The following is a 14,239-nucleotide window of genomic DNA, read 5'->3' as shown; positions in this document are numbered from 1 at the left end:
TCACGGCTTCAGATAGACATCGTTGAGCGTGACCGTCCGCAGGTTCCGGCTTCGGATGATGTCCACCAGTTGCGGATACACGTGGGTCACGGGCAGATAGTTGAGGTGTCCGATCACTATGGCCCCCGGATTGAAGTACTGGTTCGCCATCTGCAGGATGTACTCCTCGGTGATCAACGAAGAATCCGACAGCGACCCGTACCAGAGGGTGGGTACGGTGTAGCCGACGCTCGCGGCCACGGAATCGACTGTCGCGTTGTGCCTTCCATACGGCGGCCGAAAGTACGGCGCCGCATCCACGCCGTAGGTGTTGCGCAGGAACGTGCCGTTCTTCGTCAGCTCGTCGGCGATCTGCTGCTTCGACACTGACGTCAGATCCGGGTGCGAGTAGGTGTGATTGCCGAGCTGAATTTGTCCGCTCTCGACAAGAGGTCTGAGAAGTCCGGCGTTTTCGGTCCACGAGTTGTATTGCCCGTTGACGAAGTACGTCAAACGGATGCCGGTGTCTTTTGCGAACTGTGTGTAGAGGCGCACGACTTCGGAGCTGGCTCCGTCGTCAACCGTCAGGGCCAACAGATCCCCGCCGCCGGGCAGGGCGGTCAACGATCCGCCGGCGGGCAGCGGCACCCGGGCAGACAGCGGTGGAGGCGGCAGCAAGGCAGGCGGGAGATTCGGAACAGCGGCGGGGTCTGCTGGCTCGTCGGCTGCGGCGACCGCCGTCCCGACGGAACGTGACGAACAAGCGGTTCCCATGGTCACTGCGGCGGTTCCGGTCAGAGTTGCTGCTGCGAGGGCACTGAGGAAGCGTCGGCGGTCCACAGGGCGGAGCCTAGAGCAGATTTGCCCAATTCGGACTTCATTCTCAGCGTTCTTTCAGCGAATGACCAGCTGTGTCCGGTATCGACAGGTTCTACTCAGGAACGGTGGATAGCGTGTCGGCCGTGGAACCGCGACCTCGACACTCGGCAACCAGGCACAGGCGTAGGCGTCAACCGCAGCGGTCGACGCTCTCGGTAGGGCGCAAGCTGGCGGCGGCATCCCTGTCGACGACGATTCTGGTGGGCGTCGGAATCGGGTGGTACGTGCAGTCGGATCTGACGTCGGGGCTGTACCGGTCGGATGCGCTCTCCGCCCTCGGCGACGACGCCGGCAGTTCACTCGACGGGGATACCAACATTTTGTTGATCGGGCTCGACAGTCGCAAGGCGATGGACGGCAGCGATCTGCCGGCAGAGTTCGTCACCGACAAGTTGCACGCAGGGGATAGCGATGTGGGTGGGTACAACACGAACACGCTTATCCTGCTCCATGTTCCGGGCGATGGTGGCAAGGCCAGTGCGGTGGCAATTCCACGCGACGATTACGTCGCGGTACCCGGCTATGGAATGGCCAAGATCAAGGAAGCCTACGGAATGGCGAAGGCTGATGCGGACGCCAAACTCGTAGCGGACGGTGTGACGGATCCTGCTGCACGAGAACAGCAAGCGCGTGAAGTCGGTCGGCGGTCGACACTGACCACCGTGCAGAATCTGCTCAAGGTTCCGATCGATCACTTTGCCGAAGTGAACCTGATGGGCTTCTACGACGTCGTCTCGGCTATCGGCCCTGTTCAGGTGTGCCTCAACAATCCGGTGCAGGATGACTTCTCGGGCGCCAACTTCCCGGCCGGAGTTCAGACTCTCGATCCGTCACAGGCACTTTCGTTTGTCCGTCAACGCCACGGCCTGGACAACGGGGACTTGGATCGCACCCACCGGCAGCAGGCTTTCATCAGCGCGGTGATCGCCAACTTGAAGGGCTCCGGCGTCATCGGAAACATTCCGAAGATGACGGCACTGGCTGACGTGGTGAAGAAGGACGTGGTGATCGATTCTGCCATGGATCCCGTCCGATTCGCTTCTCAGGCAAGCGCTCTCGCAGGTGGGAACATCGACTTCTACACCCTGCCCATCGAGGGATACGAGACCGTCGACGGCCAGGACGTCAACATGGTCGATCCGGCGCGTCTGCGTAGTGAAGTGTCGCGGATCTTCGCGGGAGGTGACTCGGCATCTGCACCTGCGATGGACACCGCGATCTCGACCGGGAACGAAGTTGTGGACATCCGCAACGGAACCGCGACGGACGGGTTGGGCGCCGCGTTGGCAGCGGCGATGAAAGCGTCGGGAGTCGAAGTCGGAGAGGTGAGCACCGCAGCTGCGACGGCAAAGTCGGTGGTCAGCTATGGAGTCGGCGCCAAAGTCGTCGCAGAGGCGCTGGCCGAGCAGTTGGGCGTGGCCGCAGTGCCGAACGAGCAGGCAGCGGCCGAATCAGTGTCTGTACTGATCGGTGAGGACAATGCGCAGACCGTGTTCTCGGCCGCTCCGGCGCAGTCGGACTCCTCGGTATCCGCCGGCACAGTTCCCGACACGGGAGCGCAGGGATCACCTATCCGAGCGGACGCGAATGGCGGCATTCCCTGTGTGGACTAACTCTCAGGTAATTCGCACGAAACTCACGCTGACTTCTTCGATCTGCGGGTCTACATTGGAGAAGTCGAACTCAGTCGGGTACTTCACCTTTGGGGTACCTGACTGAGATTGCGTAGTTGAAAGGATCACCGACATGGCTACAACAGCAGCGGTACAGAATCCGACACGCTCACGTGCCAGGAACATGTCCTTGTCCGAGTACGTAGCAGAGCATCCGGCGCAGCGCGTTTTCCCGCCCACGAGTGAGCGGGCGGCCAGGATGGCGATGCTCATCATGTTCGCCCTGATGGCCGTCACCCTCGTCGTACTGGTACTTGACGAGGCAGGAATCTTCGGATGAAGGCAGCGGTCTTCGGCTGAGCCCGACCTTTAGTTACTCTTGAGTAATGACTGAACAGAAGAGCTGGAATGCGTTCACCGTCGAGCGCGAAGACAACATCGCCCAGGTGACGCTGATCGGGCCGAGCAAGGGCAACGCGATGGGGCCGGATTTCTGGAATGAACTCCCCGAAATCTTCGCCGACCTCGACGCCGATCCCGAGGTGCGTGCAATCGTCATCGCCGGTTCCGGCAAGCACTTCTCGTTCGGCCTGGACCTGCCGGCGATGAGCGGTGAATTCGGTGCCGTCCTCGCGGACAAGGCTCAGGCAGGCCCGCGCACCAAGTTCCACGACATGATCAAGCGCATGCAGTCGGGCATCAATGCCGTCGCAGACTGCCGCAAGCCCGTCGTTGCAGCTGTTCAGGGCTGGTGCATCGGCGGCGGCGTCGACCTCATCACGGCGGCGGACATCCGCTACGCAAGTGCCGATGCCAAGTTCAGCATCCGCGAGGTCAAGGTCGCGATCGTCGCAGACATGGGCAGCCTCGCGCGTCTGCCCGCGATCATCGGTGACGGACACCTGCGTGAATTGGCTCTGACCGGCAAGGACATCGACGCAGCGCGCGCCGAGAAGATCGGTCTCGTCAACGACGTTTTCGAAGATGCCGACGCGGTACTGGCCGCGGCGCGCGCGACCGCCAAGGAGATTGCGCTCAATCCGCCGCTCGTGGTCCACGGGATCAAGGACGTGCTCGATCACACCCGCAGCGCGAGCGTGAACGACAGCCTTCGCTACGTCGCAGCCTGGAACGCGGCGTTCCTGCCGTCGCAGGATCTGACCGAGGCCATCACCGCCGTCTTCCAGAAGCGCCCGCCAGTCTTCCAGGGTGAGTAGGAACTGCAAGGGTGAGTAGGAACTGCAAGGGCGAGTAAAAACAGCACAAAAATCCCCGCACATCTTCCGATGTGCGGGGATTTTCGTAAGGCCTGAGAACTCGAGCTCAGTGACCGCCGTTGGCAGCGAGACGCTTGATCGAAGCCTCGATCTCTGCCTCTGCCTCGGCGCGGCCGACCCAGTTGGCAGCCTCGACGTGCTTGTTCGGCTCGAGGTCCTTGTAGTGGACGAAGAAGTGCTTGATCGCATCGAGTTCGAACTGTGAGATGTCACCCAGATCCTGGATGTGATCCCAGCGGGGGTCACCGGCCGGAACGCAGAGGACCTTGTCGTCTCCGCCGGCCTCGTCGACCATCTTGAACATCGCGACTGCGCGAGCCTCGACGATGACGCCAGGGAAGACCGACTCGGGGAGCAGGACCATGGCGTCGAGCGGATCGCCGTCCTCACCCAGGGTGTTTTCGATGAAGCCGTAGTCGGCCGGGTAGCCGAAAGCTGTGTAGAGGTAGCGATCGAGTTTGACGCGACCGGTTACGTGGTCGACCTCGTACTTGTTGCGCTGACCCTTGGGGATCTCGATGGTGACGTCGAACTCCACGCCGATTCCTCGCTGTCGTGTCGGTAATGATTCGTCGGAAGGATATCGGGTCAAGGATAAGGTTGCCTGACCACCCAGTAGGCAGAGCACAGACGGAGGGGCGTTGGCGGGCCAAGGAAAGAAGAAGATCGGCTCGTTGGAAGAGAGTCGACGGCGTAACTTCCGCATCCTTCTGGCGGTCGGTGCAGTGGTTGTACTGGCCGTCGCCGGAGTTGTCGTCGTGAAACTCGGTACGTCGAACGACACAGCCGGCAGCGCGACTGTGACTACGTCGCCGCAGCCTGCGCTCGTGACGCCGTCACCTCAGGTGGTGCCCGTCCCGACGGACGCACCGATCCCGAGCGCGTCGGGAATCGCAGCGGCGATCGGCCCGGCTGTGGCCAACCCGGATCTGGGGAAGTTCACCGGAGTAGTCGCTGATGCGCTCACCGGAAACATTCTGTGGAGCGCAGACCCGTCGACGCCGATGACGCCTGCGTCCACGACGAAGGTGCTCACCGCATCGGCGGCATTGCTGAAGTTGCCGCTCGACCACAGGCTGTCCACGACAGTGGTGCCTGGAACGAGCCCCGGGCAGGTCGTTCTGGTCGGCGGCGGTGACCCGACGCTGACGGCGACGCCGAAGGGGCAGAGCGGGTACTACGCCAACGCAGCGCACATCGCGGATCTCGTCGACCAGATCAAGGCTGCCGGTACGCCGGTGACCAGCGTCGTGGTGGACTCGAGCTTGTTCAAGGGCGACAACATGGCCACCGGATGGTTCCCCGCTGACATCGCGGCCGGTTACATCACCCCGATCGAATCGGTGATGATCGAAGGCGGTCGGTACGACGGCACTCAAGACGAGTCGCCGCGTTCGGAAACGCCCGCGTTGGACGCGGGCAAGGTGCTCGCTCAGGCCCTCGGTGTCGATCCCGCCAACGTGAGTCTCGGCGCGGCGCCTGCCGGTGCCAAGCCGATCGCCACCGTGCAGTCGGCGCCGCTGAGCGACCGGCTGCTGCAGATGATGGAACATTCCGACAACGTGCTCGCCGAGACCATCGGGCGTGAGGTCGCGATTGCCTCCGGAATCGAAGCCTCGTTCACCGGAGCCGTCGACGCGACCGGCAAGACCTTGCAGGCCGCCGGGTTCGACTACACCGGGGTTTCGCTGCACGATTCCAGCGGACTTTCCGTCGACGATCTCATTCCCGCTCAGGTACTCGATCGCGTCATGACGGCGGCGGCCGGTGACGGTGATCCGAAACTGCGTCCGCTGCTGGACTACCTTCCGGTGGCCGGCGGAACAGGAAGTTTGTCCGACCGCTACGCGTCCGGAAACCGAACCGGTGCGGGTTGGGTACGGGCCAAGACGGGAACTCTCTCGACGGCCAGCGCGTTGTCAGGGTTCGTGGTCGATCAGAACGGGCGAGTGCTCACCTTCGCACTGATGTCCAATGACCGGCCGCCAGAAGTGAGCCGTCCTGCCCTGGACGCGATTGCCGGAGCATTGAGGAATTGCGGGTGCCAATAGTGGCCGAAAAGACTCCACAAGATGATGAAGCCTCGGCTCCGCTCGGTGGTGCCGTCGACTGGAGTCTTGCCGCCAAAGCCGGGATAAAACTGGCGCGCGGCGGCCCCGCGATGTCTCGCTACACGGCCGAGACGGCAACCGCAGAACTCGCCGAAGCGTCCAAGCGCGCAGAACTGCCAGTTCGTGAAGTGACCGGTTTGGCCGACGGTCTACCGGTCCCGGCCGCTGACGTGCTGGACCGGGCCGGGTGGATCACGGCGGCCTCGCGGTCGATGGCGCATCTCACCGGCGCCGACCCTGACGGCAGTGGCAATCTCATCGTCGGAAAGCCGGCGGGCTTGCAGGCCGGCGCCATGCTGGCGTACCTGTCTTCGGCGATCCTCGGGCAGTACGACCCGTTCACCGGCGAGCACGGCACCCTGCTTCTGGTCACACCGAACATCGTCTCCGTCGAACGGTCCCTTCGGCTGAATCCGAGTGACTTCCGGTTGTGGGTCTGCCTGCACGAGGTCACTCACCGGGTTCAGTTCTCGTCCTCACCGTGGCTAGCGGAGTACATGAAGGAATCCGTCGAAACGCTTGGTGCGACGGTGGACGAGTCGATGACCGACGTTGTCGGGCGCCTTGCTGCAGAGCTGCGCTCGCGGAAGGAACCCGACTCCAGTGACGGTGCGACGGCGGGCGGGATCATCGGCCTGCTGCGTGCTTCGCAGGCGGAACCCCAGCGTGACGCGCTGGATCGGATGCTCGTACTCGGCACCCTCCTCGAAGGGCATGCAGACCACGTGATGGACGCCGTCGGCCCCGCCGTGGTGCCGTCGGTGGCAACTATCCGCGCGGCCTTCGACAAGCGTCGGCAGCGCAAGTCCAACCCCGTGCAGCGGATCATCAAGATGCTTCTCGGCATGGACGCCAAGATGGCGCAGTACGTACGCGGCAAGGCCTTCGTCGACGCGGTAGTTCTCAAGGTCGGCATGGAGCAGTTCAACACCATCTGGACCGGGCCCGAGACCTTGCCGTTGCTCGACGAGATCGACAATCCCGACGCGTGGGTAAAGCGCGTTCTCGGCTAGATGCTGCTGCCTGAGACGCCTGCCCTCCTGGCGCTGCGACAGGCCGTGCGGGCGTGGACGGTCGCATTCGAGCCACGACGCCGGGTGGTCGTCGCCCTGTCCGGGGGAGCCGATTCGTTGGCGCTGACCGCAGCAGCCGTGGCGGAAACCGATTCTGTCGACGCGTTGATCGTGGACCATCGGCTGCAAGATGGTTCTGGTGCCGTCGCGCGCTCGGCCGCAGACCAGGCGCTGGCGCTGGGTTGCCGGACCGCGACGGTGCTGACCGTCGACGTAGCCGAAGGTGGGAGTCTCGAAGCCGCAGCGCGTGAGGCTCGGTACAGCGCTCTGCGCGACGCCAGGACTGACCTCCCGGTTCTGCTCGGACACACGCTCGACGATCAAGCAGAGACCGTCCTTCTCGGACTGTCCCGCGGGTCCGGTGGGCGATCGATTCAGGGTATGGCTGCATTCGATGCTCCCTGGGGACGGCCGCTTCTCGGCATCCGTCGGTCGGTGACCAGGGCGGCCTGCGTCGACCTGGGCATCACGCCGTGGGAGGACCCGCACAACAACAATCCCGAGTTCACTCGCGTGCGTCTGCGGCACGAGGCGTTGCCGCTGCTCGAAGAAATTCTCGGCGGGGGAGTTGCCGAGGCGTTGGCCCGAACCGCGACGCAGTTGCGTGAGGACGGCGAGGCGCTCGACGAGTACGCCGAGGCCCTACTTCTACGGGCTGTCGTCGACGGGGAAGTGGAAGTGGACACACTTGCCGAAGCGCCCACCGCAATCCGCCGACGCGCTCTGCGGGCCTGGCTGCTTCAGGGCGGCGCAAAAGCATTGACGGACAAACAGTTACGGGCGGTCGACGCCCTGGTGATCGACTGGCGGGGGCAAGGCGGCGTCGCGATCGGGGGCGGAACACCGGAGGCGAGGTTGGTGGCGGCCCGGCGACGTGGCAGGCTGATCCTCGGATTCGAAGACCGACGAAGGGTTTGACGCGTGTACGAGGGCGACATCGCATCGGTACTGATCTCCGAAGAACAGATCCGTGCACGAACGGCGGAACTGGCTGAGGAAATCGCCAAGCGTTACCCGGCAGGCGCCCCCGAAGGGGATCTCCTGCTGATCGGCGTCCTCAAGGGAGCGGTCTTCTTCATGACCGACTTCGCCCGCGCCCTGCCGATCCCGTCGCAGATGGAATTCATGGCCGTCAGCTCCTACGGATCCTCGACCTCGTCTTCGGGCGTCGTCCGCATCCTCAAGGACCTCGACAAGGACATCGCCGGTCGCCACGTGCTGATCGTCGAGGACATCATCGACTCGGGCCTCACGCTGTCGTGGTTGATGCGCAACCTCAAGACGCGCAATCCCGCTTCGCTCGAGGTCGTCACCCTGCTCCGCAAGCCGGACGCCGTCAAGATCGACGTCGACGTCCGCGACGTGGGCTTCGACATCCCCAACGAGTTCGTCGTCGGTTACGGCCTCGACTACGCCGAGCGGTACCGCGATCTGCCGTACATCGGCACCCTGGACCCTGAGGTCTACGGCGGCTGAGCCTGCTCGCCGGTTAGAACTCTTCACATTTCGGCACCTCTGCATCAGTCCGCCGAACGGACGACAGACAGCTCTCCGAGGCGTCGCTAGATTCACGGAATGCGCTATCGACGGCTTATTCGGTGACCCTTCCGCCACCACCGCCACCGCCACCACCGCCCCCGCCTGGTGGGGAGCAGCAGTACTGGAGTGCCCAACCGCAGGGCGTTCTGTACCAACCTCCGACCACGAACGGCCTCGCAATTGCCGCCATGGTCGGGGCGCTCGTGCTGGCGCCGGTCGGCATTGTGCTCGGCCACATTTCGCTGGCGCAGATCAAACGAACCGGTGAGCAGGGGCGAGGACTTGCAATCGCCGGCCTGGTCATCGGCTACATCTTCACCGCGCTTCTGGTGCTGTCGATCGTGTGGATGTTTCTCATTGCCAATGCAGTCACCCGCGCGTTCGACGACTACGACAGCGCGTCTTCTCTCTACTACACATCTGAATCGTCGAGTACGACTTATCCGACGTATGCGACCACCACATCCCGGACGGTGGCGCCGACGTACAGCGGAAGCGACACGGCGTCGGTCATCGCCAATGCCTCGGTAGGTGACTGCGTCGTACGAAGGCTCGGGGCAGACAAGGGCGACGGGACCAGCGAGACATACGTCAGTCCGGTCTCGTGCAGCTCGAGCAGCGCCACTCACCGGGTAGTCAGCCGCGGCACGTCCACATCTTCGTGCACCGCCGATTGGGTTCGCAAAGAGAGTCCTGTCGTAGTGCTTTGCCTAGCGGACGAATGATCGACAGAGGGAGACACAGCCGATGACGTTGCCGCCCCCGCCCCCACCACCCCCACCACCCCCGCCTTCACCACCGCAGGCTCCGGTTGCCGGACATCCTCCGCCCTCTCGATCTCGTGGCCGAGGATGGATTCTTGCCGTTGCATCCCTTACCTCCGTCGCGGCCCTCGCCGCAGGCGCCGTCACCGTTGTCACGATTCTCCGGTCGGGAGACACCGATGGACCGGTTGCAGGCCAGCTGGTCAACACTTACCCCACGCAGCCGACGCCAGGGTGGTCGTTGGACGTTGACGAGGTTCTGCCGGGCGGAAGATTTCTGTGGCCGGATTCGCTCGGTGCGAGCTATGGAACGGCGAGATTCATCGACGTGGGACAGACTCTGATCACTACGGTCGGTCCACAGCAGGGCCAGCAGTCCCAACTTGTAGCAGTCGACGCCGAGAGCGGATCCATTCGATGGCAAACGCCGGTCGCCGGCACGGTGTCGTGTGCGACCGCCGCGATCGATGCAGCCCTACCTTGTGTCGTCAGGAACCCTGGTGGAACAGCTCGAGTCGTTTCCTTCTCGCTCGACTCGGGGGCGATTCGTTCGAGTGTCGACGCCGATACAGCCACCTTGGTCGAGGTTTCCGACGGAGCGGTCTTCACTGTCGGCGGTAGCCAGTCCGGTCTGGTGATTTCGCGCGGTACGCCTAACGATCTCGACGCGGCGTGGACAACGACAACTCCACCGGAAACCGACTGCGTCGGATCCGGCGATTCGCATTCGTTCGAGATCGTGGACGGCATCGTCTATTACTCGAGCATCGGTTCTACGGCGCTCAACGCGGTCGATGGCGCACTGCTTTCGAATCCGAATCTGGGTGGCTACGAGGCACTTCCAGGACAAGGTTTTGCCGGCGTCCTCTGCGCGATGCCATTTCCGTCGGACGGATACTCCAGCATCGTGTCCGACCGTGACGGTGCCGAGAGATTTAGAGTTGACGAAGACGCACCGGCATCACCGTGGCTTGTCTCGGCATCGAACTCTCGTCCGTACATCGGCTCGCACGGTGCCTACGACATGAACGACGGCACCGAGTTGTGGTCGGTCATCGGCGGAGACCACTTCTCGCTACGCCGGATCGTCGGCGACATCGTGTTGGGCAACGACTCGGACACGCTCTCGGCCTACCGAATCGACACCGGGGAACAGTTGTGGTCGACCAAGATCGGTGACTACTTCTCTTACTCGGTCTCGGACGGTGAGCGAATTCTCGTCCATCCTAACGACGGCAGGGTACTAGCCGTTGAACTCGACGACGGCTCCATCAGCTGGTCACTCGATTCCCACACCAACCACTGGTCTTGGTCGAAGGCCCACGACGGACTCGCCTCGATCTCCAATGACGAATTCCTCTACTACCCACCGACCGGCGGACCGTCAGGGACACCGGGCAGGCTGCCCGCTGTCCCTGAATTCGACGGAGGCAACGAGTACGTCACGAAATGCGGACGGACACCGACCCTGACGCCGGTTGAATACCGCACGCAGGCAGAGGGTCTCGTCGTTCTAATGGAAATGAAAGCATCATGTCCCGGCGGAGACATCGTCTCCACCGACGCGCTTCGTGTGTCGATCACCGACACCGGCCAGAGCGTTGCATCGGCGGTGTTCGACTTCTCCGATGCGCCGATCTATCTTCCCCGAACCGATGGGACGAACACGACGAACTCGATCCAGCGCGAGTTCCTGTACGACCTCGGTAGTTTCTGGAGGCTGCCGAACACTCTCGGTGAGTCTTCGAGTCTGACCAATTCGAGAGCGTCAGGTGCTCAACTCGTCGAATGCGAGGACGAGGGGACGAGTGATACCAGCCTGACGTCCGGGCCGGCATCGAGAAGTGACACCAATACGCCGATCCGACCCACACGTAGCGCGCAGCCGACAACGGGCGATGTCGAATCTGCGAGTCTCGACGCCCTCCGGGCTCAGGCCGACGCCGATCGCCCCTTTGTGATCGGTGACCTCGCGAACAGGTGGGTGGCTCAGATCTCCTCCAAGCGGGTTGGGCTCGATGCGGCGGATATCAATGGCGCTCAGGTGCATTGGACTGCTGCCCAGATCCTGCGACAGCATCTCGAACTTCGTCTCATGTATCCGGAGGTGCGTCTGCTCTGGAGTGACGAATGGCGGACCTTCGATCTCCGGGGTTGGTGGATAACCGTCGCAGGCTTGACGTTTGCGGATGCGGATGCGGCCAACGGGTGGTGCGATTCGAAGCGGATTGCCAACGATCAATGCTTCGCCAAGATCGTCAGCAACGATCGCGATTCGTCGGGGACCACCAAATATCGGCGATAGTGCCTGAGCCGTTCGGCGCACTTCCCACATCTGAGGAGCTTGGCGAATGACCGAAGACAACTCGCGTCACCACAGTGAACCATCGATTAACGGTTTGCCCCAGCAACACGGCGTGTATCCACCGGCGCAGGGCTATTCACCGGCGCGATCTGCGTTCGAGGATATTCGGATCGGTGACTACACCCGCGACGGGACAGCCGCGGTACTACTGTTCGTGTCGTTCTTCTTGCCGTGGAGTGCGACCGTCGCAATAACCCGCGTCGGTTCGAGTGCTCTTGTGGTGCTTCTGGTTTTGCCGACACTGCTGTCGCTGGTGTCCCTGTCTCTGCCGTACGTGGCGCGACTCGGAATGCTCGGGCCGAATTGGAATGTCGGGCAGATACGTGTGCTGCGTCTGGTGGCCAACGGACCCCTCATTGCCACTGTCGTGGGTCTTGTCGTCTACGACGTCATTCGTGGAATGTTCCGATTCAGTGAGAGCTCGAGTGTTTTCACCGGCAACGGGGTCGGCGCTGGAGCGTGGTTCGGGCTTGCCGGCGCCCTGCTCGCAGCTCAACCGCGAGCGGCCGAAATTCGCATCGACCCTCGAACCGCGCCGCGATGGTTGGCGTTGGTGAAGCCGCTTGTGTTTGTGGCTTGGGGGTCGTCAGTGGCCTCGGCGCTACTCGCGCTGATCTACATCCTGGTCTCCGCCAGTCGCTACCGATATTACGACGGGCCGCAGACATTCGAGAGCCTGATCGTTCTCTTCGTGTCGTCGGCCGTTCCGATCGTCGTGGTGGGTGTTGCGGCAGTCGGTCTCGCCAGACGGTTTGCGTCCTGGCGCCTCACCATCGCCGCGCTCGGCATCGCTCTCCTCGCAGCCGGATTACTCCACTCGATCAGCGAGGGCACAAGTGTCGAGCTGTTCCACACGGTCACGGCTAGTCCGTACTACGGCATCACGTTCTTGATTGCCGCAGCTGCAATTACATTCATTCCATTCGGTGTTGCATCCGTCGGCGACGGGACGCACCCCGGATACGTCTGGCTCGCAGCGGCACGAAACGGCATGCTGTTGATCGCGGTGTGGAGCTTCGGTGTTGGATTCTCTCAGATCGCAATGGCAGCAACGCAATTTGGCATCGTGCCGTGGGGAGATGCGTTGGTGCTCGCTGTTCTCGCGATACTCTTCGGGATTCTTGCCGTCGTCGGAGTCAGATCACTGTCGCTTCAGTATTCTTCGCTCGACCCTCGCCCGTCACGCGAGGTTGGTCTTGGAGTCTGTGTCGGCTTGCTCGTCCTGATGATCGTTCGTCTCGTGGTGCAGTCGGCCATGTATGGCGAAATATATTACAGTGCATGGATATTCGATCTCGCCATGGCGGTGCTGGTGGTTCTGGTTGCTCTCGCTCTCACAGTCTCACCGGCTGTTCGGAATTTGTATGCGGGGGTGCAACTGTTCGCGTCGGCCACCACGGTTACAGCTGCGGTACCGAATCTCGGACAGCCCGTTCAGCGTTCGAGGCGTGCTCTCGAGGCTGCGGATCCGCGGACTCCGGCGGCGGTGCTGTTCGAGATCGCATCGAGTTCGCCGGAGTTGCGGCCGGCGATCGCTGCGAATCCGTCGACGTACGACGATCTTGTGACGTGGCTCGAAGCGCTGGGTGATCCTGCTGTGGATGCAGCGTTGGACCGAAGGGCTGCTGGGCAATTCGGTCTACCTGAACCTGAACCTGACCGCGTGCCGGTGCCCGTGCCCGTGCCCGTGCAGCCTTCGAGACGTGCTCTCGAGGCTGCGGATCCGCGGACTCCGGCGGCGGTGCTGTTCGAGATCGCATCGAGTTCGCCGGAGTTGCGGCCGGCGATCGCTGCGAATCCGTCGACGTACGACGATCTTGTGACGTGGCTCGAAGCGCTGGGTGATCCGGCTGTGGATGCAGCGTTGGACCGAAGGGCTGCTGGGCAATTCGGTCTACTCGGACCCGAACCCGAACCTGCGACCGAGACGTTCATTTCGAGCGGACCGGAGGCCCGCTCCAGTGGCGACCTTGTGCAACCGTCCGCACCGCGACCGGCCGTGCCGCAATTTGCCGTGCTGCAACCGAACCCGGGGTATGGGCCGACCGGCGTTCCACTCCTGCCTGGTGGGTTTCGGCCGGCCGGCGCCGGGATACGAGTTGCCGCGCGGTTCATCGATTTTGCCATTCTCGCAGTTGTGTCGGTCGTCGGCGGAATGATCTCCACCGCGACGCTCGGAAACGGATTCGACTTCGATTCCTACCGGACAAGTTCGGGTCTGATCGGCCAGCTGATCGGGATCGGTTCGATCGTGTACTTCGTATGGGGAGAGTCGGCATTCGGGGTAACCCTGGGCAAACTCGCCCTCGGAATAGGGGTTCGCTCGGTAGGAGGTGCACGTCCGGCCTTGGCGCAGTCCTTCAAACGGAATGCATTCGTGATCCCCATGTACTTCGGATCGGCTGTTTCGGCGTTGGCCATGCTCGGTAGTGGTGACGAGCTCGTCGGCATGCTGAATTCGATGTCGTTGGGCAGTGTCGCGAGCATTCTCGGTTCTCTTGTAACAGTCGCTATTTCGATCGCGATCATCGTTTCGATCAGTAGCGCACCGGACGTCCGCGGCTTCCACGATCGGATGGCTGACGCCGCCGTCGTGGTGACCCGACAGTGACCGAGCACGCTTCGATGGAAGAGGCTTG

12 protein-coding genes are annotated in these 14,239 nt (G+C 62.8%); 10 read left to right on the top strand and 2 right to left on the bottom strand.

What is annotated here, in order from left to right; all coding sequences use genetic code 11:
* Complete coding sequence (locus ACKAMS_RS09330; RefSeq protein ID WP_279219602.1) at positions 1 to 819, bottom strand: polysaccharide deacetylase family protein; 819 nt, start codon at positions 817 to 819, stop codon at positions 1 to 3.
* Positions 820 to 941: 122 nt separating this feature from the next.
* On the opposite strand from ACKAMS_RS09330, the gene ACKAMS_RS09325 reads away from it, so the two are divergent.
* The 3 genes from ACKAMS_RS09325 to ACKAMS_RS09315 all read left to right on the top strand — a co-directional run bounded on the left by ACKAMS_RS09325 (position 942) and on the right by ACKAMS_RS09315 (position 3,688).
* A complete protein-coding gene (locus ACKAMS_RS09325; protein WP_408988914.1) occupies positions 942 to 2,471 on the top strand; it encodes an LCP family protein in 1,530 nt (509 codons plus the stop codon).
* A gap of 133 nt (positions 2,472 to 2,604) precedes the next feature.
* Positions 2,605 to 2,811, top strand: a complete 207-nt coding sequence (locus ACKAMS_RS09320; protein WP_408988913.1) for a hypothetical protein — start codon at positions 2,605 to 2,607, stop codon at positions 2,809 to 2,811.
* Between the two features lie 46 nt (positions 2,812 to 2,857).
* On the top strand, positions 2,858 to 3,688 hold the full coding sequence (locus tag ACKAMS_RS09315; protein WP_021333819.1) for a crotonase/enoyl-CoA hydratase family protein: 831 nt from the start codon (positions 2,858 to 2,860) through the stop codon (positions 3,686 to 3,688).
* A gap of 106 nt (positions 3,689 to 3,794) precedes the next feature.
* Here the strand turns inward: ACKAMS_RS09315 and ACKAMS_RS09310 are convergent, their stop codons facing one another.
* Positions 3,795 to 4,286: an inorganic diphosphatase gene (locus ACKAMS_RS09310; protein ID WP_003941181.1), complete on the bottom strand. Its 492-nt coding sequence runs from the start codon at positions 4,284 to 4,286 to the stop codon at positions 3,795 to 3,797.
* A gap of 103 nt (positions 4,287 to 4,389) precedes the next feature.
* Between ACKAMS_RS09310 and dacB the strand changes: the two genes are divergently transcribed.
* The 7 genes from dacB to ACKAMS_RS09275 all read left to right on the top strand — a co-directional run bounded on the left by dacB (position 4,390) and on the right by ACKAMS_RS09275 (position 14,211).
* Positions 4,390 to 5,799, top strand: coding sequence for a D-alanyl-D-alanine carboxypeptidase/D-alanyl-D-alanine-endopeptidase (dacB, locus tag ACKAMS_RS09305; RefSeq protein WP_021333820.1), 1,410 nt, complete (start codon positions 4,390 to 4,392; stop codon positions 5,797 to 5,799).
* Positions 5,799 to 6,872 carry a zinc-dependent metalloprotease gene (locus ACKAMS_RS09300; protein WP_019746776.1) on the top strand — a complete coding sequence of 358 codons (1,074 nt, stop codon included), beginning with the start codon at positions 5,799 to 5,801 and terminating at the stop codon, positions 6,870 to 6,872. The genes dacB and ACKAMS_RS09300 overlap by 1 nt, the downstream gene beginning before the upstream one ends.
* Positions 6,873 to 7,850 carry a tRNA lysidine(34) synthetase TilS gene (gene tilS, locus ACKAMS_RS09295; RefSeq protein WP_020968342.1) on the top strand — a complete coding sequence of 326 codons (978 nt, stop codon included), beginning with the start codon at positions 6,873 to 6,875 and terminating at the stop codon, positions 7,848 to 7,850.
* A gap of 3 nt (positions 7,851 to 7,853) precedes the next feature.
* The gene (hpt, locus tag ACKAMS_RS09290) at positions 7,854 to 8,408 is read left to right on the top strand and encodes a hypoxanthine phosphoribosyltransferase (RefSeq protein ID WP_019746778.1); all 555 of its coding nucleotides are present in this window, start codon (positions 7,854 to 7,856) and stop codon (positions 8,406 to 8,408) included.
* Between the two features lie 122 nt (positions 8,409 to 8,530).
* Positions 8,531 to 9,196: a DUF4190 domain-containing protein gene (locus ACKAMS_RS09285; protein ID WP_166501754.1), complete on the top strand. Its 666-nt coding sequence runs from the start codon at positions 8,531 to 8,533 to the stop codon at positions 9,194 to 9,196.
* A 22-nt stretch (positions 9,197 to 9,218) separates the two neighbouring features.
* Positions 9,219 to 11,540: a PQQ-binding-like beta-propeller repeat protein gene (locus tag ACKAMS_RS09280; protein ID WP_408988912.1), complete on the top strand. Its 2,322-nt coding sequence runs from the start codon at positions 9,219 to 9,221 to the stop codon at positions 11,538 to 11,540.
* Positions 11,541 to 11,586: 46 nt separating this feature from the next.
* Positions 11,587 to 14,211 carry an RDD family protein gene (locus ACKAMS_RS09275; RefSeq protein WP_408988911.1) on the top strand — a complete coding sequence of 875 codons (2,625 nt, stop codon included), beginning with the start codon at positions 11,587 to 11,589 and terminating at the stop codon, positions 14,209 to 14,211.
* Positions 14,212 to 14,239: the final 28 nt, after the last annotated feature.

Source organism: Rhodococcus sp. 5A-K4 (assembly GCF_046097995.1).
Lineage (GTDB): Bacteria > Actinomycetota > Actinomycetes > Mycobacteriales > Mycobacteriaceae > Rhodococcus_F > Rhodococcus_F erythropolis.
This window is presented reverse-complemented; position numbering and strand designations above follow the sequence as displayed.